This window comes from Reichenbachiella sp. 5M10, assembly GCF_002742335.1.
Classification (GTDB): Bacteria; Bacteroidota; Bacteroidia; order Cytophagales; family Cyclobacteriaceae; genus Reichenbachiella.
The window spans coordinates 1,738,590-1,762,994 of the sequence record NZ_MDGR01000007.1 but is presented as its reverse complement, the minus strand read 5'-3'; the positions used below and the strand labels follow the sequence as shown (position 1 = coordinate 1,762,994).

Below are 24,405 nucleotides of genomic sequence, written 5' to 3'. Positions count from 1 at the left end.
GTTTTTTACTTCTGTGGTTCTTGGAGTAAATCAATAAAGTTGATAGATGTATACTCCATCTTGTGAATCAATTTACCCACTTTGGTAATCAGGTAGTTGTAGGCCAAGTAACTGATAATCCCAACGAAAAGACCAGCAGCAGTCGTAATCATCGCTTCGTATATTCCACTAGAGAGCAACTTTGGGCTAACAGCGCCTTCTTCTTGAGCAATCGACATAAACGCTTGTATCATCCCTGTAACCGTACCCAAAAAACCAATCATAGGTGCTGCACCCGATATGGTTGCCAACAAGGTCAAATTCTTTTCCAACTTATAGACCTCTATCTTACCTACGTTTTCTATAGATGCTTCGATGCTTTTCAACGGGTTACCAATACGAGACAATCCCTTCTCAAGCATCTTGGCAATTGGCGTTGAATTGCGGGCACACAACTGCTGTGCTTCTGAGACACGACCCGACACCACCATTTGCTTCACTTCATCCATCAAACTCTCAGGCGTCTGATCCGCCGCTTTGATAGTCATCAGTCTCTCCACCAAAATATAGGTGCCGACTAACGATAATAATACAATAGGTAAAATCATGTACCCCCCTTTGAACAACAAATCCAAAACGGATACTTCCTTAACAGTCTCTTCAACAGGGACTTCCTGTAGAACGGAGACCAAGATCATGCTGAGTATTTCCATGTGATTGTTTTAAACAAAAAAAAGGCCAAAACTGACCTTTCATTTAATATGTGATAATTCTTAAAATCCTTTTAATATTTCAGAGCCCAAACTTGCTGGCCATATTCATCTTGATAGCTACCTAACTGGCTTGCAGCATCACCATAAGTAGAGAAGTCTGCAACAGACACTCGGTATCTCTTGGATTTGCCATATGGATGAATCACTTTGACGCCTCTCCCCTCTTCACTCAATTCTTGTGCATAATCCATCGCCAAGTCTTGATCAATGAAACTACCAATGATCACGTAAGAAAGCCCTGTCTTAGCAGTCACTTGCTCTATCTCTCCCGCTGGTGCTGAATTTGAAACAGCCAATGCAGGCTTGGCTTTCTCTTCTTGGACTGGGGACGATTGTTCTTCCTCTTGCGTAGCACTTTCTTGTACTTCCTCTACAGGTTTAGCTACTTCCTTTTTTGGAGCAGGCTTCGGCTTGGCCTTTTCTGTCTGCGCTACTTGTTTCTTTGGTGATTCAGGATCGCCAGACAGCCACAGCATCCCTGCTGCAATCACTGCAATGACCACCACACCGATGACTATTATTTTTGTAAATCCTCCAGATGACTCATTGTAAGTGTAAGCCTTGTAGTTATCCGGCAATTTTTTATCTTCTTCATACGCCTTGAATTCATCCTGTACTTCCTCTTCAGGAGTAGCGCTCATCGCAATACTATCCGAATCAAACAACGAATCCATATCATCATCACTAGAGCTACCTATATCTGCTGCAAACAAAGAGTCCGTAGAATCATCCTCTTCATCTGCCATACCAAGTGCTGCCAAATCATCAGGACTATCAATACTCGCAAACAGATCATCACTGGACAACAACGGATCCTCTTCTGCCTCATCACTAACAGGGCTATCGCTCTCAAAAAGTGAGTCCGAACCAGAATCTGAACTATCAACATCCCCCATCAAATCATCATAATTCATGGTACTACCGCCATCAAAATCACCATCAGTAGATGGCTCTTCTTCGTCATCATCTCCCAAACGATCAGAAATCAACTGTGCGCTATCCAAAACGTCTTCAACTTCTTCAATTCCTTCATCCAAAATAGACAGGTCATCATCTGAGCCTCCGAGTACGTCTATGTCATCCAAGACACTCATATCTATTTCTTCAACTCCTCCACCAAATGGAGATTCAGAAGCTGGAGTAGGTTCTTCTATAATAGGTTCTTCGTCTTCATCGTCTTCACTCGACAAATCCAATTCTTGCAATTCATCAAACTCTAAATCAGGCAACCCGAAATCATCATCAGAAAGGTCATTTGATGATTTTTTTTCTTCCTCTGAACCCTCGTTTAGCTTGTCATCAGCCATAGTCAATCTAATTGTTGATATAGTAAAATATTCTAGTATTAATTCTTGTCAGTAAATGTAGAGAATTAATTTGACTTTACAACTTAATCCTAAGCTTTGTAAAATCCAATAATAATACTGCTATTATTGCGCAAGAAATGAGGGCAAAACATTTTACCTCATTTGCTATTGTTCACATTTTACGCGGATTAACCAAGTATAATCACATGTATTTAAGCCATCGATTTATTGTTTTCTTCATATTTTTCATCGCACTGCAATCCTGTACAAAGTCCAAGAAAACACAAATAGAAAACATAGATTCTACCTTATGGAAAAAGGATCTAGAAAATTGCGGTAGTTATCGCGCACTCATCGTAGGCGATCTGGACTCCCTGAATAGTAGCTTGTTATCTCTAACTGAGGAGCAAACGATCGATGTACTGGGTGCACCAAATCAAACCCTACTCTATGAACGTGGGCAAAAATTCTACGAGTATAAAATCAATTGTGACTTACACAAAAATATAAATCAATATTTGAGATTGAGAATCAACTCACTGGGATACGTGAGTGAAGTTGTCTTGATAGAACGAAGCTAGCGTCCCATAGCTGGTAAGGCAGTCAATTGCTCTTTTCCTTCTGTTTTATTGTCTACAGTTACTTTCTTGATTACTAGCAAACTGACTAAAAGCAACATGATCATTACAAACTTTCTATTCTTCATTGATGTAAGGCTGTATTTGTTGCAAAGTTGGTGCACCTGACTTTCAAATACATTCGTAATTGTATTGCTTTTTCTTTTTAAGAATTTTACCTAATTCCCCAATACACATCGGCTACAATTTGAACATCCGAGGCTCCAAAGTAGCCATGAACCTGTTCATTAGGAGATGATACATTGATGACATTGCCCAACACTGTGCCTGGCTTGGCTGTGGGCTCCAAGGCATCATTATTGGTCTGACTCTGAACACTGAGGTAATAGTTGTAGGCTGCTTCAGTTAGTGACATATGCTCAAAACTAACTGAGTCACCTTTTTTGAACAGGACGTTGCTCGCATCTACTCTCAAAGTACCATTGATTGTCAAGATATCATCAAACAACACTAGTTCTGACGGAAGATTTCTCAACTCCCCGTTGACATAAACCTTCCATCTATAATAGTTCCTCTTGCTAGGGTCATCATCAACCAACCCTGAAATGTAATAATTGTCCTGCTCCTCTTTGACTTGGTATGCATTGGGATCAACCACAAAACTCACAAATGAGGAATCCACCGTTGATAAAGCATCCATTTTTTCCGTTTGTGAAAACAAAGTATCTCCTTCGGTCATTACCATGAGTCGATAACTATACCCTACCCCTGCACGAAAAGTTGTATCTGTCATGTAATACATGCCTGTCCCCTCTCTTTCTACATATGCATACCGGTGTCCTGCTGAATAGACATACACTTCCGCATCATGAATAAGAGGGTAACTCTGGTTGTCATTGAAGCCATTACTCCAAGACAACTTCACATATGGAACCGAGTCCAAAGACGTCACCCAACCAAAGACTACTCGTCTAGGGTTTCCTTCTGGCAAATCCAAATGCACAGTCTCCACACAAGAAATCAACCCCAACATGGTTACTAGAAAAATTATATTACGGTACAATTGGGCTCGTGTCATTTAAAATCTAAAATTGTAAGTAACCGTTGGGATTGGGAAAGATAAAACAGAAAGTTGCTGAACACTAGATTGTCCCGGATTTCCATCCTTCTCGGTAAAGAAATAAGCCTGAGCATTTTTCCTTCCATAAACATTGTAGACCGAAAACACTACATTGGATTCATAGTTTCGTTTTTCTCCATTCTTTTTATAGGGACTGATTTCATAGGTAGCAGACACATCCAATCGATGGTAATTGCTTAACCGATCTAAGTTCCGATCTGGAAAATTCGGGACCAACAAGCCGTCAACTTCATACTTGGAGTCAGGAAAGGAATAGGGCACACCGGTATAAAAGACAAAATTACTTGACAATGTCAACCTCTCGGTGGCTTCAAACGCTACCGTGAGCGCAAAATCGTGTGTTCTATCAAAATCTGAGGGATAATACTGTCCCTGATTGATACTCTCTCCCTCAAGTGTACTGTCAAACTTTCGTTCGACTTTGGACAAAGTATACCCAATCCAACCTGTCCATCTCCCGAGTGTTTTTTTTATAAAAAATTCAATACCATAAGCTCGCTCTACGCCATAGATTAGTTCGGTCTCAACGTTCTGATTCAAGATCAAGTTTGCACCATTCTTGTAGTCGATGACATGATTTAAACTTCTGTGATACACTTCGGTCGACGCATTCAAATCCAATAATGGAAAGTATTTGTATACACCCAGTGTAATTTGATTCATCGTAGTAGGCAGTATGTTGTACCCACTCATCACCCAAGCGTCTGATGATGAGGGAGAGGTAGTATTGGAGAGTAAATGCATGTACTGTACAGAGCTACTGTAACTGGCCTTCACCGATGAGTTTTCTCCCAATTGAAATTTGACTGACACACGAGGCAATAGATTCCAATAACTGACCTTACTCTCGTCTGAACCAGCCTTTATTGTATCCGATATCGATTGGATGGATTTACTAGCTTGGCTATTGTAGACATATACATCGGATTCACCTGTATTTCTAAAATGTGCCAGACGCAACCCCAGTGAAGTAGTCAACCGGCCACCAAATTGGTTTTCACTAGACAAATAGACCGCAGATTCAAAACTCCGCTCATCTGGTAATGAAGATAAGGTCTCATTGCCATACAACTCACCCGTGGACACTTCTCCTGGTGAAAGGTGATGATGAATCGTGGAAATTCCCCAGTCCAATATAAAGCCAGGCACCAAATAGCTCGTTGCGTCTAGTTTGAAAGCCAAATCATTGATGAGGGCACGACCTCTTACCTCTTTGAACTCTACATCCTCTATCACACTGTATCTGTATCCTGTATAGTAGCTCGTCAGGTTAAAAAAATGCTTGTTATTCAAGATATGATTCCACCTCAAGGACAATACCGAATTGCCCCATTTCTGAAGTGCCTCTGTTCCAAACTTGGTAGCATCACCTCCCCAATATCCAGAAAAATACACTTTATTATTCGAGTTGATATTGTATTTGAACTTACCATTCAAATCTTGAAAATTGGCTCGAACATCATTGAAATCTGGATCACTCAAGTTTCTCAAAATCAAGTCCCAAAATGTACTACGAGCAGAAAACAGGAATGTAGCCTTTTGGCCCAAAACAGGACCATCCACCATCAATCGACTAGTAATCAACCCCAGACCTCCAGATACTTTTACTTTCTTCTCATTCCCTTCCTTTTGTCGAACATGCATCACTGAAGATGTTCTACCCCCATACTTAGCTGGAAAATCGCCTTTGAGGATTTCAACATCATTGATTGCATCAGGGTTAAAAATGGATATCAAACCAAAGAAATGATTGGCATTGTAAAGAACAGCCTCGTCCATCAGTACGAGGTTTTGGTCTGAACTTGCTCCTCGTACATTCACTCCCGATACTCCCTCTCCAATATTGGTAATCCCAGGCAACAACAATGAACTTTGAAACACATCTACCTCTCCTAAGTATGGAATACTCTCAGCCATATCCATGTCTATCCGGTTGGTACTAGACAGGATACTGTGTGCCTGCACGTCCATGCTTTGAGACTCATCCACCAACAAGTCTTCCAGCTGATAGGGCATAGGTTCGAGTTCGAAATCTCGTTGAAAATCCTTGTTGACCTCTACTTCAGTTTCGACCAACCGGTATCCAATGTATCGCACTTGCAGTTTGTACTTACCCGTGGGGATCGAGAAAGAATAAAACCCATAAGCATTGGTGGAAACCCCCACTTCTAAATTGGCAAGATAAACCGTAGCACCAATCAATACTTCGCCATTTTCAGCGTCTTTGACTTTCCCACTGATTGTATACCTATATTCATTCTCTGGGCGATCATAGTACTGCAACAATATTTGCCCTCCCTTCAGCTCATACTTCAGGTTTTCGTTTTCACAAACCTTCTCTAGTATTCTTTGAACTGCATATGACTTTGGGGCCTCCCCAAAAACAATAACTTTTTTAAGCGGCACAATGTTGTCGTGATATGATAGTGGAATTTCATTCTCGGGAAAAACCTTTTCGAGCAGTGTACTGACTTTATATCTCTGCTTAGCAATGAAAACCTCTTGGGTAAGCGGATTTGACTGAGACTTTGCCGAATGGCGTAGTGTCAGAATTGTAAGCAATAAAACGATAAGGTGTAAATGTCGAACTTTCAACCTTTCTCTGATAGATCCGATTCAAAAAATCAAATTTATAAAGAGAATAATTAGAAAATAGGGAATGCCCTACGAATGTAAATAAAATGACCTAGATGAACATGTCTCGACTAACAGCTCGGACCAGTCAAAGCAATACTATCGTCGGCAGACTTGGTATATTTGATGTTGGCAATTTTCCCTAAAATCTCCAACACTTCTTCAATACTCTTATTTTTAAATTTCGATGTGATCAAACAATTTTCGATCGATTGGTCCAGTTCAAACTCTATCTGATAGTGTTTGGACAAGACTTTCACCACTTCAGTCATGGGGGTACTTTGAAAATTCAACTCACCAAACCTCCACGCAATCGTCTTGGTATTGAGTTGAGAAGTCATTGTCGCTTCCTTTCCTTCTAGTACTACGCGTTGATTTTTGGCTGCTACGATGATTTCTTTTCCTTCTTGCGGTCTGATAGCCACTCTTCCCGTCATTACATTCAGTTCATTTCTAGTTCTTTTGGCTAGCAAGTCAAATGATGTACCCAATACTTCGGTCACGGCAGATTTGCCAATCACTTTGAATGGACGAGTTTGGTCATGCGCCACTTCAAAGTATGCTTGCCCGTACAAGTACACCTTTCTTGATTTGTTTAAAGCAAATTTCTCTGGATATTTCAAAGATGAATTGCTATTGAGCCAGATATGTGTCCCATCATCTAAGATTACTTCACGCACCTCTCCTTTGTTTGTTTTGATGGACAAGAGATTGTCGTGAATCAAATACGGAAGTCCAACCCATGCCAAACCTACCGTCAATACCACTGCTGCTGCGATCTTGAACAAAGGGTGGTTCATGAAGATTTGCTTGGTAGGTCTAAAAAGCTTGTGTTCAACACACTGCCACGCACGATCTACGTTAGGGCAAAACTTCTCCGCATCCAGCGATGATAGCTCATAGACCTTTTTTAGCTCGTCCATAGTCTTCTGATTTTCATCGGAAGTTTTGACCCAACTCTCCAACTCCTGCTTTCCCTCTTCGCTCAGAAAACCACCATAGTAGGCTTGTATTTTTTCTTCTATGTTGTCCATTCTATATTTCTTTCACTTGTAGGTCAATGCTTTGACTCTCCCCCCCTATACAATACCCTGTTTTTTCATAAAAAATATAACACAAACAGGAACACAATCTTGTCCCAAACCGGGTTCAATCTTTCACGAAGTTTACGAAGAGCTACTCCGACTTGATTTTCAACCGTCTTGACGGACAAATCCAGCTCTTCGGCAATTTCCTTGTAGCTCATTCCAGCGTTTCGACTCAAATTGAAAATCACCTTGCATTTCGGAGGCAATGCATCTATTGCATCTTGGACATAGCGCTTTATTTCTTCATAAACCATTTCGTCTTCACGGTTCTCCGCACCATCTCCCAAATCAACTACACCTTCTACGTCGACTTTTTTTTGCTCTTTTGGAACTTGTAGTTTGAGATAATTGAAGGATCGATTGCGTACCGCAGTATACAGGTATGCCTTGACCGAAGTAGTGATGGTCAACACTTCTCTACGTTCCCAAATATTGATAAAAATCTCTTGAACTAGCTCCTCTGCAACATGCTCATCCCTGACATATTTCAAACAGAACCTACTCAAATCAACATAATAGGTCTTAAAAACCTGTTCGAACGCAGTGCGGTCTCCCTTACCAATTTTATCGAGTATGTCTTCTTCAGAAAATCGCACGTAATTCAGTCGTTGTTTGGTGAATGTATTGAATGAAAAATGGATTTGCGATCAATCAAATTTCAATGCCGTGACAGGCTTTACTTTGGCAATCACTCCCAGTGGTATCCTCAAGGCTAACAATACGATACAAAAGGTAAGAATGTTGAGATAAATCAATGCTTTAAAATTCCAATCAATGGGCACAAAATGCATATAGTAATTGACTGGATCCAATGGAATCAATTTGAATTCTGACTGAACATAAGCGATACCCAATGCCACGAAGTTACCCAAAAGCATCCCCTTAGTCACCAACCACATACCGTTTAGCATAAAAACCTTCTTAATTTGCCTCTTGGTAGCCCCCAAAGATTGAAATACACCGATCATATATGTACGCTCCATAATCAGTATTAGTAAGATCGAGATCATGTTGAAACAAGCTACAATTAGTATAAGCATCAAAAAGACGGACACATTCTGATTGAGCAACTCCAGCCAGTCAAATATTTGCACATATTTATCACTAACCTTATCCACATAGAGATGTGCATCTACTCCTTCAAACAGCGTATCCTCCGCTTGATCTATATCAACTCCCTCCTTGACAAACACTTCTACTCCTGCCACTACTGTATCTGCCCAATTGTTTAGGCGTTGCACCATTCTAAGATCTCCTAGTATCATGGTCTTGTCTATCTCTTCGAGACCTGTCTCATACAGCCCAACAATCTCTAATCTCCTAAACTTAGGTGGTGACTGTACAAAATAAATTGTCACATAATCCCCCACTTCTAATAGCAACTTATTGGCAATACGCCTACTCAAAACCACTTCTTTGGAATACAAAGAATCGTAAAACGAGACAAAACGCCCTTCTACTATATTGCTTTGAAAACTCAGCGTATCAAAGTTTTCTGCAATCCCTTTGAACATGACACCTTCTACCTCTTCTTGAGTACGCAACATCCCTGCTTTGTAAGCATAAGGCTGCAATCGTTCAATAAAATCGTATTGCCCTAAATCCTCATAAAACTGAGGCCCCGTACTTATGTGATGGTCGTCAAAAGAACTACCCAAAGTATACTTGGTAATCTCCAAATGCCCCTTGAAATTGTATATCTTGTCCTTGACGGTTTGTTGAAAACCTCCCAATATAAAATAAGACAAAATCATCGCTGAAAGCCCCAAGGCAATACTTACTACTGCTAACCTAGAAATGACACTCGTAAATGAAGACTCTACTCCTTCGGATATTCTACGCGATATAAAATAGGGGAAATTCAATTTTGTAATAACTTGCTGTCGGATGTTTTGATGTAAAATAAGCCAATTTTAAACGAACGTACCTTACAATATGAAGAAATACTATTTGATATCTATGATACTCATTTTCGGTCTTCACCTATATGCTTGTACCTCTCCAAGACCTGCTCAAAATGAACTCATCACAGGGGCAGAAAACCTACCGGCATACCTTCCCTTGCTTCAAGATAAAAAAGTGGGTCTGCTCGTCAATCACACCTCATACATCCATCAAACCCACCTCCTCGATACTCTGCTTGCTTTAGGGGTAAATGTACAAACCATCTTTGCCCCTGAGCATGGATTTCGGGGGGATATGGCCAATGGAGAAACTGTCGTTGATGGACGAGATGAAAAAACAGGTATCCCTGTTGTCTCTCTCTACGGGGAACACAAAAAACCTACAAAAGCTCAGCTAAAAACTCTGGATGTAATCGTATATGACATTCAAGATGTGGGTGCTCGATTCTATACTTACATCAGCAGCATGCATTACATGATGGAAGCTTGTGCAGAACACTCCGTGTCATTTGTCCTACTGGATAGGCCCAATCCAAACGGACACTATGTAGATGGACCAGTCCTAAAGCCAGGGTTCGAGTCCTTTGTAGGAATGCACCCAATACCTATTGTATACGGCATGACTGCCGGAGAATTGGCGCAAATGATTTTAGGAGAAGGCTGGCTCAAAACTAGCCAACAACTGCAAATTGATATCATTGCGGTACAAAATTGGGACCATGAGCAAATCTACCCAATCCCTATCGCTCCATCTCCCAACCTACCCAACGATCATGCTATCAACCTCTACCCTAGTTTGTGTCTATTTGAGGGAACCAAAGTCAGCGTAGGCAGAGGTACAGACTATCCCTTTCAGGTTTATGGTTACCCAGGAGATTCGAGTATAGGTAGTTTCCAGTTTGAGCCGGTCAGCAAGCCAGGTTACTCCAAGTACCCCAAACATGAAGGTCAAACATGCTACGGAAAAGATTTGAGAGCACTACCTCGGCTATCCCAATTGGACTTGGTCTTTTTGCTTGAGATGTATCAGTCCTCTCCAGACGATTTTTTCAATAGCTTCTTCAGTAAACTAGCTGGTACAGATGTACTACAACGACAAATTGAATCAGGCATGACCGCCTCTGAGATCCGCCGTACTTGGCAAGCAGATTTGAACCAATTCAATACAATGCGGTCCCAGTATCTTATTTATCCGTAGGGAGCACTACAGGAAAACCTTGCGCTTGCCATGCCGTAATCCCACCTTCTAGGTCATATACCTCTTTGAAACCATTCTCCTTCATGAGCTCTGCAGTACGATTGCTTCTGCCTCCACTTTTGCAATAGAGATAATAGGTTTTATTTTTATCCAAAGCCATCAGTTGGGTATTGAACTCTGGATCATGAAAGTTCATATTAACCGCGCCCTCTATGACGCCTGTAGCTACCTCTTCTTCTGTCCGTACATCAATCAGTACCGTCTCGGTACTTACTTGATTGTATGTATTTTTAAAATCAGCCGTAGAAATCACCTCTACTTTAGGCTTAGAACATGAAACAGTAAGAAGAACAAGAAAAGCAAAAATATAACGATGCATTTGTTTTGTTTTTGGTTGAATATTCCAAAACTAGACAAATAAAAATTATAAGAAAATGAAGAATGATTTATCCTTTGCCTGGCACAACTAATTTATAGAAGTAAATGACTCAAGGCCTCTTTTTACCTATTTTAGCAGTCTAATCAATTCCACATAGATATGAAAAACATTCTTTTGGCTCTTCTACTGTCTTCTATGATAGCAGGCTGCTACCCTGATCAAATCACCGAAGCAGACGAGTTTGACATAGTAGTCACCACATATGACGAAGAGCTCTTCCAGCCCAACCAATACAAAACCTACGCTATGCCAGATTCTGTTTTGTATCAAAACGACGATCACAGTACCTATCACAAATTCAATGGCACGATCTTGAGTAGCATCAAAACAAATATGACCAACTATGGTTATACACGTGTAGATCCAAACACAACAGACCCCGATATACTCATCTTACCAGAAGTAATCACTACAGAAAACTATGCTGCTGGTGGATGCTGGGACTGCTGGTGGTGGTACGATCCTTGGTATCCAGGTTGGGGCTACTATCCTCCCGCCTATGTTTATTCCTATCGTACAGGCAGTATCATCATATCCATGGTAACCTTCACTCCTACATTGCCAGCTGACGCAGACGCTACATCCGCATGGACTGGCTTGGTCAATGGACTACTCCGCGATGAATTGACCAAAAGCAACATAGAAGAATTCATCGATCAAGCCTACAGCCAATCTCCCTACCTACAGACCCAATAATCTATCTACATGAAAAAACTCATTTTACTACTCGCAATTGTTGGTTGTTTTGGTTCAGCCAAAGCACAAGAATCGATGTTCAATATCAACTGGGGAATCTCCGTACCTGTCTATGATCTAGACGACTATGTCGGAGGCACCAGTGCTAGTGGTCTTAACATCAGTGGCCGAAAATTCATCTACGACTTTTTCTCTGTAGGGGGCTATGCTGGATGGCAAATGTACTATGACAAACAAGATGGGCTCGTACAGAGTCAACCAGGTGTCGACATCTGGGGCACACAGCTACGTCATATCAATGTTTACCCGCTTATGGTCAACACACACTTCTATCTAGGGAGTGATGGAGGGGTAAGACCCTACGCAGGCGTCAACGTGGGAGTATCCTTCGTAAACCAGCGTGTACAAGTGGGACTATATGAAGTCACAGACACCTCAGCGCACTTTACGATTTCTCCAGAAATCGGTATCTACCTGCCTGTCGGGTTGGCTGGTGGTGGATTCCATATCAGTGGACGCTATGAGCAAGCTTTCCAATCTAGCAACGACTTCCACGTCCAAAGTGTATCCCTCAACCTTGGTTTTGCTATCGCCTACTGATACAACCCTAAATCTGAGTACATCTTTTCTTTATAATCTTAATCTATTTGAGGACACTCCCGTTATAGGTTAAGATTATTTTTTTATCCTTGACTATGCAAAAAAACAAAGCTTCCCTTCGCCAAGTTTTCAAAACCATCATCCTGCCTCGAAAGAATCTATTACTTCTTGGGTTATTACTAATCATCATTAGCCGTCTTGCAAGTTTAGTCCTGCCCTACGCTAGTAAATACCTAATGGATGATGTCATTGGCAAGGGCAACTACCCTTTGCTGAAAACGATCTTGATCGTAGTATCAATAGCCATTGTCGTGCAAGCAGCCACTAGCTTCGCACTCACTCGATTGCTCAGCGTAGAAGCCCAACACCTCATCGCTCAACTGCGCGTCAAGGTTCAAAAGAAAATCATCCAACTCCCCATTCATTTCTTCGACAACAACAAAAGCGGTGCACTAGTCTCTCGTATCATGAGTGATGTGGAAGGTGTTCGAAATCTGGTTGGCACAGGGCTGGTGCAACTCTTTGGTGGTGTCCTGACCGCTATCATTTCATTGGTCTTGCTCATCAATATCAGTCCCATGATGACCCTATACGTGCTGATCCCTATTGCTATCTTTGGAGTCATCTCTTTGAAAGCGTTTGGCTACATACGGCCGATCTTTCGCAAGCGCGGACAGATCAATGCAGAAGTAACAGGAAGACTCACCGAAACACTCAACGGTATTCGAGTCATCAAAGGGTTCAACGCTGAAGAACAAGAAATCAAATCTTTCGAAACTGGAGCACTTCGTCTTTTTGACAATGTCAAAAAGAGCCTAACTTCCACAGCGCTCGTCACTAGTTCAGCAACGTTTTTGCTCGGACTAGCCTCTACAGGAATAATGGGTATAGGTGGATACATGATCATTCACGATCAACTCACACTTGGGGACTTCATTTCCTTTACTCTATTGTTAGGCTTTATGATCGCACCCATCGTGCAAATGAGCAACATTGGCAGTCAGCTCACAGAAGCATTTGCAGGACTCGATCGAACAGAAGAAATCATGACAATGGATACCGAAGTAGACCTCTTAGATAGACACATCGAGTTAGAACAAGTAGAAGGAGATATCCGATTTGATCACGTCTCCTTTGCCTACGAAGAAGACAAAAATGTCATTAAAGAGATTTCGTTTGATGCACCCAAAGGTAGCGTCACTGCACTCGTTGGGACCTCAGGCTCAGGCAAATCCACAATCGCTGGTTTGGTCGCATCCTTCATTACTCCTGCTTCTGGACAAATCAAAATAGACGGCCATGACCTCTCTCAAGTGACACTCAACAGCTACCGAAAAAACATAGGAGTGGTCCTTCAAGACGACTTCTTATTTGAGGGGACCATCCAAGAAAACATCCTATTCCCTAGACCTAACTCCACAACAGAAGAGCTACTCCATGCTGTCAAAGCAGCACATGTCGACGAATTTACTGATCGATTTGACGAAGGGCTAAAGACGGTAATTGGAGAACGTGGGGTCAAGCTATCTGGGGGGCAAAGGCAACGCATTGCCATCGCTAGAGCAATCCTAGCAGACCCTAAAATTCTCATCTTAGATGAGGCTACATCAAACCTAGATACCGAGAGTGAATCCTACATCCAAGAGAGTTTAAAATCTCTGATGGCAGGACGTACCACATTTGTGATTGCTCATAGGCTAAGTACAATCAAGCAAGCAGATCAAATCCTTGTCATCGAGGGGGGACAAATCTACGAGTCCGGTTCGCATGATGAACTTATTGCCAAAGAAGGGCGCTATTTTGAACTCTATACATACCAGGCCAAAATCTAATCCGCTTGATAATCAATCAAGTTTGCTTCTGCACGAAACAACAAATCTGACGCTTGCAGCAATTTGTTTTGCAAGTGAATTGACGTGTTATTTTGATTGAGGCATTGACGAACCACGTCTGCCGATGCGGTCGAATTAAACCCGTATAGCGTATGATCCAGCCAGCCTTTGACAAAAAAGATATCCCCCGTGCGCTGGAGCTCGGGGATCATATCGAGAGAGGGTTTCAGATAGTCAATTGAAGCCTCCCCTCGCACAGGGTGATGCAGATACGAAAGAGCAGTCAGTACCCAAGATTCATGCGTTCGATTTTCGGGGCGACGCAATAGCTCAAAAAACTCATCACGCATCGCTGCATCATGTGATGTAGCTGGTGCGATAAACTGCAAACGCCGAACTCTGTCATCATCATCCATTTTTTCCATCTGCCATGTCAAATAGTCTTCATCCTCCACAGATCCCTTGAGAGCAATATGCAGTGCCAAATTCTCCTCTTGCCGCTGAGATACTGTCACCCCTGACGGCAAAGAATCCCCCTCCCAAAAATACTTCAAACGACGAATTGCCTCGGGACTGACAGACAATTCTACATAGGCATTGAACAAGCTCGTTTTGAGAGACTGACTTTCTACCTCTTCAATTTTATTGAGCAGCAAGTTTTCAATATTTTCCGCATTCTCACTCCTCATTCTTTGATCAAAAAATCGAAAGTACACCTGCTTAGTCAATGACAAGAGATACTCTACAATTTGTTCGTTTTTTTCCTCCCTAAGGTAGTTTTGCAAAAAGAAAAAGTACATCTGCGGATGAAAGCCCTCTTGCAGCAAATACTCGTGCAAGTTAAGATAAGTCGCTCCACGAATCAGGTCATCCTCATACCTCGATATATCCACCCTCGCTTGCTCAAACAGAAACTCTTCCTTGACATATCCCAAACCATATGAAAAAACACCATAACCCTGACCATGAGTATTCATCGCCACGAAATTGGACACGTCGGCACCTCTTCTACTTGGCAAAATATAATGATGATCGTCCAGATAGAGACTATTGTTGAAGTAACCCAAGTCATCCTCAAAACGAATATCCGTATACTGTGGCCATACGCGCCCCTTTCCTTTGGGATCATGCTGTATAATGTCATACTCATACAATACATCCGTGTCTTGAAAAGTCAGTTCAAAGAATGGCATGCCTTCTTGGTATATCCATGACTTGTTGAATACGGACAGGTCCCGGCCAGACACGCGTTGCATGATAGTAACCAAATCCTCCCAATCAGCATGACCATAAGCATGACTATCCAAGTAGTCTTTGAGTGAAGACTGAAGCACCTTTTCGCCAAGTAATATCTCCAATTGCCTCATCATAATCGGGGCTTTGTGATAGATAATATTGCCATACATATTGGCTGCCTCATCCAGATTTACAAGTTCTTGACGAATAGGCACCGTCCCTTGTGTACGATCCACTTCGTATGCACTCGGATAGTGATCATACAAAAAGGCCAACTCATGATTGACCTCTGGATAGAGTTCTGCCACAATTTTATCCGCCATGAAATTGGCAAAGACTTCTTTCATCCATACATCGTCAAACCAAGTCATCGTCACATAATTACCAAACCACATATGCGCCGTCTCATGTGCTATCAATCCAGCACGCTTCAGTTGATCCTCTAACGTAGCTGTTTCATCCAGCATCAACAGTGATGCTCGGTAGTCAATCACTCCAGGGTGTTCCATTCCTCCAAATGGAAAACTCGGCAATACTGCAACACCAAATTTATCAAATGGAAAAGCAATCCCTGTATACTCCTCCATCCATGCCACCGATCGCATGTGCAAATTGTAAATTTCCTCGAGATTCTCCTCTAGCCTCTCTTCATCATGGACCCGATAAATCATTTCAAAATCAAACACTTCCCCGGTGAAGCTTCTCTTCTCAAATATACCCGCGGTAAATGCAAACAAATAACTACTGATAAGCTCAGTTTTTTCAAACATGACGCTTTTACGTTCACCCTCAAGTGCAACCTTCGCAACCGCAGCGTTGGACATGCACTCCCACATAGAAGGAACATTCAAGGTCAACGAATAGGTAGCTTTGATGTCAGGCTGATCAAAACAGGGATATACTTCGGAAGCTTTGTTGGGTACAAACAAACTATACATATAATCCTCACTGCGGTGTAAAGCGTCACACATGGATTGGAAACTAACCCTCACTTCATTGTAGCCCTTCTCAATAAAACGAGCAGGTACAATCAAATGCCCTTGTGACAAGATGGCGGACACTTTTTCCTCGTTGACCCATACACTTTGTACCGTAGATTCACTAGGAGTATAATCCAATACGAGATCTTGATCTGCTGCAATGGTTTTGAATGAAAGCAGCAGAGTTCCCACCACAGGCTCACTTCTATCTCCGGGTAGGTGAAAGGTCAAATCGTAGTGCACCGACGAAAACCGATCACTACGCTCTACCGCAAGAGTGCGAGTCACGCCCTGCTCTACAGAAGCTACCTGCTCACAAGAAAACAACAGACAAAGTACAACAAGAGCTAGTAAACAACGTGATATCATGAAATCAAGGATTAATGAACTGCTAATCTAGCGAGGCAAAAGCAAAGTACTATTTAGACTTCTTGAATTCTTTGATCCTTGTCTTGAGCTCTTCATTTTTACATGGCAAATAACAATTATTGTTGAGCTCGTAGTAGGGTACTATCTCACTACGCGTCACTTTGAGTGCAAAATAATCTGTACGTTGTCCTGTCTCCTCTCCTAGATCTCCTGTCCAAACAAAAGGCTCGGCATAGCCTTGTTCGGCATACAACTGCAATTCGCCAGATGACAAGGTCTGAATCAACTGGTTTTCATAGTCATAAAATTGGAGCTCCAAATTGACTATCGCACCCAACTCTTCACCTATTACAGAAAAATCACTGGTAATCAAATACTTGCCATTGCTCTTCAGGGCTACTTCCACGTTGTTCATGGCCCATTGGACGCTACTATCCTCAGGATACTGAATCGCTCCAGGGATAGCCGCATACAGACACTGTGGCAAAGAACATACGCCTTCTAAGTTGAGACCATTGTTCTCAGGTAGAGACGGCTGATGGGTTTGACTAAATGAACTAAAATGGAAACAGGTAAGAATGGATAGGCCTATAAGAATTTCCTTCATTTGTTTGCTGCATTGAAATTTTCCTTGAAATAATAGAATAAATCCTACATATCAAACAAGTATGACCCATTCCTTCATTATTTCTCCATAGAGTCTTTCTTTGAGTCATTAAGCCTTACTTGGCCTTCTTAAATTCTTTTATGCCGACATTGAGTTCGTGCACCTTGCATGGTCCATAACAGTCCGAATCCAACTCATAGTATGGCACCACCTCACTCGATACCACCAAAAAATCCATAAAATCTACTCGCTCTGCAATAGCAGGGTCCAACTCGCCACTGATCACGATGGGCTCAGCTCGATCAAATTCGGTATGAAACTCGAATACTCCTGACTCCTTGGAAAAAATCAACTGATTGTTGGCATCATAAAATTCGATCTCAAAATTGAGGCGAGCTCCCATATCTTCTCCATGGATTGCCAAGTCACCTGTAATCAGGTAACTCCCCGAACGTTTGACAGCAAATTCACCATTTTCCATCACCCAATCTTTCTGCTCGGCAGCCATAGGGTACTCCATCGCGTTGGTAAATTTGAAATACAAACAACTTGCTGGATCACAATATTCTTTGAGGTTATACCCGTTGTTTTGTGGACTTGTCTGACAAAACGCAGACACAGAAATGCCAAAAGTGGCGAATAATACAATAATTCTTCTCATGTGCTGATTTCATTTAACAAAAATCAAATTAGAAAAATTATTCAAATAGTCAAGTGTCTAAATATCTGTTTATTCGCAGCAAAAAACCTAAAACCTATACGTTATTCCTCCTTTGATTTGAATGCCACGTTGCGGATAATACAGGTATCGAGAATAGGACTTTCCAATGGTATTGTCTGAGGAGATAAAGGCTCCTAGTCGTTCTTTGACCTGGTAGTGAAGAGTCAAATCCAATCTCGATATAGCTGACAGATCCACATCTGCGTCGGTCACAGCATCGTAGGCAGTGATCCCTGCCATCAAGCCATATTGCCACTGCAAAGTCAACTTCTCGACAAACAAGTGCTCCCCACTCAAAGTCATCTCCGTCGTGGGCAAATGATACGCTGTCTCATACTGCCCTCCCGAATAGCTATTGTATAGGAAAGCCAACTCTATACTGTGGTTCTTATTCAAGAAATACTGTGAATTCAATCCTACAGAAAACACATTCGTCAACTCGGTATCATAGATCACATCGATATGGCTTTGATCCGTGAGATCATTGATATACATAGGCAGATACTTCAACCCTTGATAGGCCACATTTATACCGGCATACCACTTGTCTGTCACGTCACCACGCACTCCCAAATCAACATCCACCACACGATCCGTATTGATGGCACTTGTCAACGGGTTGAGGTATGGTACTTTGTCAGAAAAATCATACAGAGTGTTAAAATCATAACCCCCATCCAAACTCATGTACACTTCATAGTCCTCTGTGAGATCATAACTCGCCATGAGATAGGGAAACACTTTGATCTGTCCCAAGTCAGGAGCATCATCACTCTGTATACTAAGACTCACTCCTCCTTTTATTTTCACTCCATTCAACGCGAAATTATAATAGGGCTGAACCCGAAACAAACTACGCGCTGACGGCTGAGCTTGTTCATAATTAGAAGTATGGAGGCTCGCCTCTAGCATCAAGTCGTCCGAAAACCCAATCGTACCTTCTACATCCAAAGTGCTTTCTGCATTGTCATAGTTGTCATAAAACCCTCTGAATCCTGCAATCAAACTGTAGTCCCACTGGTCTTTTAGATTATTGTCCTCCACTCCTACTTGCGCACTAATGAAGCGATTGGCCTTCTTGATGTCTTGGCGATCGACCACCGTGCCTTCAGGGTATCCATAGTAGTAATTCACATCTGACTTGAACGATACGATCCCTGTAGTCTTGACCCTCTCCCATACCTTGGCACCATAGACACTGATTTCATTGAGGGACGATGCACTATTTTCCGCATCTACGTCTCCAGTTTTGTAGGACAAATGCTTGTAATTGAGTCCTACGGTTTGGTTTGGGTCACCAGGTGACACCAATGACAAATCCACCAAAGGAGACCAATAGTTACCTGCACCTACCTTGAGGTACTGATGGTAGGCAGACTCTTTCTTTTGTACCTCGGTCTTGGCGGATTTGAAAGTTTGCGGTTCGTCCGCCAGATCGTACTCAAACACCTGAAACTCTCCCGGATTGACCGGCTCATAAGTTTGGGTTTCAGGCTTCCATTTGATAAACTCATAGAGCTTTACTTCCTTTTGCAATTCGATCTGACGGTCCTTCTCGATGACAATCTCCGCATCTTGCACATCGCCTTGATCGTCAAACTGACCTTGAGCCATCACAGCCGATGTAGTCAGGACACAAACCAACCCTAGCGTATATTTCAATTTTGTTCTCATGCCTCTATCAGTTGTTTTCCTCATTGCTCTCACTTATCTTATTTAGACGTTCCTCTGCTTTGATTTTGATCTCGTCGATGGTAGAATTTTTGATCAATGAATTGAGAGTCGCCTTGGCCTGAAAAATCTCGTCCGTATTGACATAAATATCGGACATCAGTAGAAAAGCTTCCCCTTGCCAATATTCGTAATTCTTGAAGTTGTTGGTCAAAATAAAAAGACTCTCAAGAGACTTTTCATACTCTCCTTGCACAAAATAAATCTTACTGATGTACAGATAAGCCTCTGCTCCGCGCTCATCTGGCGAATTGCCCACCAAAGGCAAAAAATAAACCAACGCCTCTTGGTAATTCATCTTATAGTACTCCGACTTGCCAATGATCAAATTGGCATTGGCCTCTACCAGCACGCCTGCACGCGAATTGCCCAACAATGAAGTACCATAATGTATCGCAGAATCATATTGCTCGGTCGCGTAGTAATTTTCCATGAGCCCTGTCTCTAGAAAGATCCTATTTCTTGCCGAACTCGTCACCGAACTCATTCGGTAGTAATATTTATTGGACAAGTCAAAATGTCCTTGAGCTGCCTCAATCGTCGCGATACGGTAGAGCACCTTGTCATGTTTAGAAAAGTCCTTGTCGTTTTCGATCTCTTTAAATACTTCTAGAGACTTTTGTTCTTGTTCCAACCGAAAGTATGAATCCGCTATAAAATACTTGGCAGTGACCACCAATGAGCTCTTGCGATAGCTTCGTACAAATTCTTGAAAACCTTCGATCGCCACAGTATATTTTTGGTTATAATAGTTCGCCTGCGCCGTCTCAAACTCGATATTCTCCAATGCCTCGCTGTTTGGGTTGGCATGCTTGTACATCGCTAAGTAATTGTCAAAATCCTGAAAACTGCCCTGATTACTCTTCTGTTGAAGACCCAGCAAGGCACTGTTGGCTGTCTCATGCCGTGGAAACCGCTCCAGAATCTGCTTGTAGTTAGCTATGCTTTCATTGATCTTCCCTTTGTTGTCATAGGCAACTGCTTGCTCCAATAAGGCAAACGGAATCAAAGAACTCGACGGGTATTTTTCCATAAATCGGCCATACGAAGCGATCGCTTTATCTCCTTCCCCGTTTTCGTATTCGATCTTGGCAATCTGATAGTATGCATCATCCACATCTGGCGAGCTTGGCACTTCTTGAATCAATTTATTGAAGTAAACCTTTGCTTCCTTATCATTATCCAAATAGCGATTGAGCAAGCCAATTTGAAAGTAGATTTCCCCAAGTTTTTTACTCCCTGCCTTTTGTGCCTTTTTGTAATTTGTAATCCCTTGACTGTACTCTTTCAGCGCAAAATAACAATCGCCTAACCTCATGTACGTGTCAGACAAATATTTACCATTGATATCTTCCCTGTACCATTTCACAAACGCGAGAAATGCATCTCGTGCATCATCGTATTGTTTCAAATTGAAATAAGCATATCCCTTGCCATACAGCGACTTCAAGTACACTTCCGAGCCATCATTGGTGACACTGCGATAGTAAAACAACGACTCATCCTCCCAGTTGAGCAGTGACAAACTCTCACCGATCCAGTAATAGGCATTTTGTGTGATATCACTATCTACATTATGTATCAATGCCTTTTGAAACACCTCCACTGCCAGCTCAAATTTCTTGTCATTGAACAATGACATCCCTTTCAAAAACGAAACACGCTGATAGGTTTGCTTCATCTGTGGAGTCAATTTATCCAGACTCTCTATATAGTTGATCGCCAAATCATAATTATCAGTAAGCGCATAAGAGACACTAAGCATATCTCCTGTTGAGTCTTTGTACTTCCCTTTAGGGAATTCCTTATTGTATTCATTCAGTACAGCAATCACTCGCTCATAATTAGGGATGAGCATCAGTGTCTTGGCCAACTGGTAGATCGCATCTTCCTTGAGCCTAGTATTGTACTTGGCAGTATTCTCAAACGACGTACTTGCAAAGGGCAAGTTTTGGTCCCGGTAGTAGAGCACACCCAAATAATAAGATGCATAAGCTCCCACAGTATCATCTGATACCGCCGAACGTTTGAGCTGATCTTCGGCTGTCTCATGATTTTGCAGTTTGAAATTAGAATACCCCGCTTTGAAATAGTTCACGACATTTCGCGAACGGTGATATTTCGCAAACAACTCGTCGTACTTCCCAGCAGCCTCTTTGTAATGTCCTAGCGCATAGTGCGCATCCGCATAAAAATTAACAATCGTCTGACTAGTCATTTCTGCGTTCTGTTCATCCAAGAAATCAATCAAAGTTTTGTACTTCTTGGCACTATACAGAGCACTCACATAGAGCTCCAACGACGAAATCCCAAACTGCTCAGACTCAAACCCCGTCTCTAAGTAGGGAAACGAATCTTCGATTTTCCCCTCATGGTAAAGAATATACCCTTGAAAATATGCAGCATCCTTTTCATACGAAGTAAACGACCCCTCTAGCTTGGCAAAAGACTTCATCGCCTCTTGGTTGCGCTTCAAACTAAATAGAGCATACCCTTTTCTAAAAAACAACTCAGGAGAATAGGCATCCTTGTTTTTCTCATAGTTTTGCAAGGCAGACTCATAATCTCCTCGATCAAAAAAGTAATTGCCCAAGTCAATATAGGCGCTCTTTGCATAGTGATTGTATGGGTAGTCTTCGACAAACTTTTGTATCAAGTACTCCCCATCATCTTGCCCTGCACGTACAGCACATGAGGCAATGAAATAGCTAACCTCTTCTTTGTATTTGAGATCCTTGATATTGGTAAATTCCAACCGAGCAGCCACATAGGCATTCTTTTGGTAGAGCAACTTGGCATGTCTCAGCCGAGCGTCTTGATCGAGTTCTTGTGCTTGTCCATTACCCACTACTAGCAGCATAAAGCAGAGCAATAGTGTTCCCTGAAAGAAAAGTTGAGTAGAGCGTTTGATGTTTTCCAAGTGTAGAATAGTATTTAGATGAGTAGATATAGGATTCACTCAATAAATTTAACAATAAGCATATCAATGAAGAAGCGTGAATACCAATTCCTTCATGATTTCACCTTCAGATTGTGGGGGATAATCTATCCCTTTGGATTTCATGTCAGCGATTTTGATGTATCTGATGTTGTCTATGACTTTGGACAATGGGTAGTTCTTTGCTGCCATGATGTATTCCTTGACGAAAAATGGATGAACTCCCAATAAAGATGCCAAATATTGATCCGATTTATTTTTCGAATGATGGATCAATAGTATTTTATTGTAGAAGGCAAAAATATTGGCAATGATGGGAATCAAGGGGTTTGACTTTGGGTCTGACTTAAAGTAATGAATGATTTCATTCGCTTTCATCACGTTGCGATAGGACAAAGCCTTTTGCAATTCAAATACATTGTACTCCTTGCTGATTCCGATATTCTTGTACACATGATCGGACGTGATCAAGTCTACCCCGGAGATATTGATCAACATCTTATCTATCTCGTTAGAGATCCTTGTCAGGTTGTTTCCAATATTTTCAGTAATCAAAAACAAAGCCTTCTGATCAATTTTCTTTCCCTTATCCTTGACGTAGCCCTCGATCCATGTCGGCAGTTGATTGTCATACATCTTGGCAGAGCTCATTACCACGGCATGCTTGACAAAGAGTTTAGACAGTTTTTTACGCTTATCCAAAGACTTATACTTGTAGGCAAAAACCAAAATCGTGGAAGGTTGAGGGTTTTCGAGGTAGTTGGTAAAATACTTCTCCCCTAATTCCTTGTCGAAACCCGCCAATTCCTGTGCTTCTTTGATGATTACGACTTTTCTATCTGACATCATCGGAAACCCCTTGGCGTGATTGATGATTGTAGGGATATCAGCATCCTTGCCATAGACAATTACTTGATTGAATCCCTTCATGCTTTCTTCTACAGCATGTTCCTCAATATAGTCCACGATTTGGTCTATAAAGTAAGTTTCCTCACCCTGCAAAAAATAAACGGGAGCATATTGCCCAGCTTTCAGATTGCTTAAAATTTCTTGATATTGTGCCACGCTAATCTATTGGATGGATGTCACTACAAATAAATGCATTTGTCAAAGGATAACTAAACAAAGCTTCCGATTTCTACCTGACATATACTACGCTAAAGCATTGCCACTCTCTGTCAATTCGTCCGAATCGCATCATTGACAATACGAATCATGGCCTTGTTGACTTGATCTAGTAGCTCGTCACATCCTTTGATAAAATACCTTCTTTTGAAAACAAAAGGATTGACATACGACAAATATACGTCGCCCTGTTCCTCCCAGATCATGATCTTGAGTGGCAAATCAAAGGCCACTGTAGGTTCACAGGATACGAGATCCTCGATATGATCCATCGAGAACTCTACCACGTAGACACTTCCGACAAACTCCCCTATACCTGTCGAATCTGCTTGATAATATAACGTATTGATATATTTGTGTGAGTTACGATCAATACCTACATAGACATTGGACAAAGTCTGATCTATGTTGTGAGGACTCACATAAATAGTCGGATCTTGCCCTACAGACCGATGCGTACTCAATCCTAGTACACACACAATAAGACAGGAAACGAAACGGGTAGTAGGTAGGTAGGTTCTAAAGAAGG

19 protein-coding genes are annotated in these 24,405 nt (G+C 41.8%); 4 read left to right on the top strand and 15 right to left on the bottom strand.

The features are described 5' to 3' along the window. Positions 1–5: 5 nt before the first annotated feature. The 7 genes from BFP72_RS07055 to BFP72_RS07020 all read right to left on the bottom strand — a co-directional run bounded on the left by BFP72_RS07055 (position 6) and on the right by BFP72_RS07020 (position 9,365). Entirely contained in the window at positions 6–677 is a 672-nt protein-coding gene (locus BFP72_RS07055; RefSeq protein ID WP_255397270.1) for a MotA/TolQ/ExbB proton channel family protein, read from the bottom strand. 86 nt (positions 678–763) lie between these two features. Continuing rightward, positions 764–2,059, bottom strand: a complete 1,296-nt coding sequence (locus tag BFP72_RS07050) for an SPOR domain-containing protein (RefSeq protein WP_099598461.1) — start codon at positions 2,057–2,059, stop codon at positions 764–766. A 792-nt stretch (positions 2,060–2,851) separates the two neighbouring features. Next, a complete protein-coding gene (locus BFP72_RS07040) occupies positions 2,852–3,670 on the bottom strand; it encodes a DUF4249 domain-containing protein (RefSeq protein ID WP_158233326.1) in 819 nt (272 codons plus the stop codon). Between the two features lie 45 nt (positions 3,671–3,715). Then, positions 3,716–6,184: a TonB-dependent receptor gene (locus BFP72_RS07035; RefSeq protein ID WP_143519971.1), complete on the bottom strand. Its 2,469-nt coding sequence runs from the start codon at positions 6,182–6,184 to the stop codon at positions 3,716–3,718. A 299-nt stretch (positions 6,185–6,483) separates the two neighbouring features. After that, a complete protein-coding gene (locus BFP72_RS07030) occupies positions 6,484–7,446 on the bottom strand; it encodes a FecR family protein (protein ID WP_099598457.1) in 963 nt (320 codons plus the stop codon). A 65-nt stretch (positions 7,447–7,511) separates the two neighbouring features. Beyond that, positions 7,512–8,096, bottom strand: a complete 585-nt coding sequence (locus tag BFP72_RS07025; RefSeq protein ID WP_158233325.1) for an RNA polymerase sigma-70 factor — start codon at positions 8,094–8,096, stop codon at positions 7,512–7,514. Positions 8,097–8,147: 51 nt separating this feature from the next. Further along, positions 8,148–9,365, bottom strand: a complete 1,218-nt coding sequence (locus tag BFP72_RS07020) for an ABC transporter permease (RefSeq protein WP_099598455.1) — start codon at positions 9,363–9,365, stop codon at positions 8,148–8,150. A 70-nt stretch (positions 9,366–9,435) separates the two neighbouring features. Between BFP72_RS07020 and BFP72_RS07015 the strand changes: the two genes are divergently transcribed. Continuing rightward, complete coding sequence (locus BFP72_RS07015; RefSeq protein ID WP_099598454.1) at positions 9,436–10,602, top strand: exo-beta-N-acetylmuramidase NamZ domain-containing protein; 1,167 nt, start codon at positions 9,436–9,438, stop codon at positions 10,600–10,602. Here the strand turns inward: BFP72_RS07015 and BFP72_RS07010 are convergent. Next, positions 10,589–10,981, bottom strand: coding sequence for a rhodanese-like domain-containing protein (locus BFP72_RS07010; protein ID WP_099598453.1), 393 nt, complete (start codon positions 10,979–10,981; stop codon positions 10,589–10,591). The two genes, BFP72_RS07015 and BFP72_RS07010, sit on opposite strands and share 14 nt — an antisense overlap. Positions 10,982–11,140: 159 nt before the next feature. Between BFP72_RS07010 and BFP72_RS07005 the strand changes: the two genes are divergently transcribed. From BFP72_RS07005 to BFP72_RS06995, 3 genes are all read left to right on the top strand, one after another. Beyond that, the gene (locus BFP72_RS07005) at positions 11,141–11,737 is read left to right on the top strand and encodes a DUF4136 domain-containing protein (RefSeq protein ID WP_099598452.1); all 597 of its coding nucleotides are present in this window, start codon (positions 11,141–11,143) and stop codon (positions 11,735–11,737) included. Positions 11,738–11,746: 9 nt separating this feature from the next. Beyond that, positions 11,747–12,337 (top strand): hypothetical protein, encoded by a 591-nt coding sequence (locus BFP72_RS07000; protein WP_099598451.1) that lies wholly within the window; start codon positions 11,747–11,749, stop codon positions 12,335–12,337. Positions 12,338–12,432: 95 nt separating this feature from the next. Then, positions 12,433–14,169 (top strand): ABC transporter ATP-binding protein, encoded by a 1,737-nt coding sequence (locus tag BFP72_RS06995; protein WP_099598450.1) that lies wholly within the window; start codon positions 12,433–12,435, stop codon positions 14,167–14,169. Here the strand turns inward: BFP72_RS06995 and BFP72_RS06990 are convergent. The 7 genes from BFP72_RS06990 to BFP72_RS06960 form a co-directional block, all read right to left on the bottom strand. Further along, on the bottom strand, positions 14,166–16,754 hold the full coding sequence (locus BFP72_RS06990) for a M1 family aminopeptidase (protein ID WP_099598449.1): 2,589 nt from the start codon (positions 16,752–16,754) through the stop codon (positions 14,166–14,168). The genes BFP72_RS06995 and BFP72_RS06990 overlap by 4 nt on opposite strands. Before the next feature lie 49 nt (positions 16,755–16,803). Then, a complete protein-coding gene (locus BFP72_RS06985) occupies positions 16,804–17,361 on the bottom strand; it encodes a hypothetical protein (RefSeq protein ID WP_099598448.1) in 558 nt (185 codons plus the stop codon). Between the two features lie 115 nt (positions 17,362–17,476). Next, the gene (locus BFP72_RS06980) at positions 17,477–18,022 is read right to left on the bottom strand and encodes a hypothetical protein (RefSeq protein WP_099598447.1); all 546 of its coding nucleotides are present in this window, start codon (positions 18,020–18,022) and stop codon (positions 17,477–17,479) included. An 87-nt stretch (positions 18,023–18,109) separates the two neighbouring features. Beyond that, on the bottom strand, positions 18,110–19,756 hold the full coding sequence (locus BFP72_RS06975; protein WP_143519970.1) for a hypothetical protein: 1,647 nt from the start codon (positions 19,754–19,756) through the stop codon (positions 18,110–18,112). 7 nt (positions 19,757–19,763) lie between these two features. Then, entirely contained in the window at positions 19,764–22,733 is a 2,970-nt protein-coding gene (locus BFP72_RS06970; protein WP_143519969.1) for a tetratricopeptide repeat protein, read from the bottom strand. Positions 22,734–22,796: 63 nt separating this feature from the next. Further along, entirely contained in the window at positions 22,797–23,816 is a 1,020-nt protein-coding gene (holA, locus tag BFP72_RS06965) for a DNA polymerase III subunit delta (RefSeq protein WP_185123722.1), read from the bottom strand. A 113-nt stretch (positions 23,817–23,929) separates the two neighbouring features. Beyond that, positions 23,930–24,355, bottom strand: a complete 426-nt coding sequence (locus BFP72_RS06960; protein WP_143519968.1) for a DUF302 domain-containing protein — start codon at positions 24,353–24,355, stop codon at positions 23,930–23,932. Between the last annotated feature and the right edge of the window lie 50 nt (positions 24,356–24,405).

Coding starts and splice junctions, on each gene's coding strand:
- BFP72_RS07050 (WP_099598461.1), bottom strand. CDS start 2,059: ATGGCTGATGACAAGCTAAACGAGGGTTCAGAGGAAGAAAAAAAATCA.
- BFP72_RS06990 (WP_099598449.1), bottom strand. CDS start 16,754: ATGATATCACGTTGTTTACTAGCTCTTGTTGTACTTTGTCTGTTGTTT.
- BFP72_RS06980 (WP_099598447.1), bottom strand. CDS start 18,022: ATGAGAAGAATTATTGTATTATTCGCCACTTTTGGCATTTCTGTGTCT.
- BFP72_RS07055 (WP_255397270.1), bottom strand. CDS start 677: ATGATCTTGGTCTCCGTTCTACAGGAAGTCCCTGTTGAAGAGACTGTT.
- BFP72_RS06975 (WP_143519970.1), bottom strand. CDS start 19,756: ATGAGAACAAAATTGAAATATACGCTAGGGTTGGTTTGTGTCCTGACT.
- BFP72_RS07010 (WP_099598453.1), bottom strand. CDS start 10,981: ATGCATCGTTATATTTTTGCTTTTCTTGTTCTTCTTACTGTTTCATGT.
- BFP72_RS06985 (WP_099598448.1), bottom strand. CDS start 17,361: ATGAAGGAAATTCTTATAGGCCTATCCATTCTTACCTGTTTCCATTTT.
- BFP72_RS07005 (WP_099598452.1), top strand. CDS start 11,141: ATGAAAAACATTCTTTTGGCTCTTCTACTGTCTTCTATGATAGCAGGC.
- BFP72_RS07040 (WP_158233326.1), bottom strand. CDS start 3,670: ATGTTGGGGTTGATTTCTTGTGTGGAGACTGTGCATTTGGATTTGCCA.
- BFP72_RS07015 (WP_099598454.1), top strand. CDS start 9,436: ATGAAGAAATACTATTTGATATCTATGATACTCATTTTCGGTCTTCAC.
- BFP72_RS07030 (WP_099598457.1), bottom strand. CDS start 7,446: ATGGACAACATAGAAGAAAAAATACAAGCCTACTATGGTGGTTTTCTG.
- BFP72_RS06995 (WP_099598450.1), top strand. CDS start 12,433: ATGCAAAAAAACAAAGCTTCCCTTCGCCAAGTTTTCAAAACCATCATC.
- BFP72_RS07000 (WP_099598451.1), top strand. CDS start 11,747: ATGAAAAAACTCATTTTACTACTCGCAATTGTTGGTTGTTTTGGTTCA.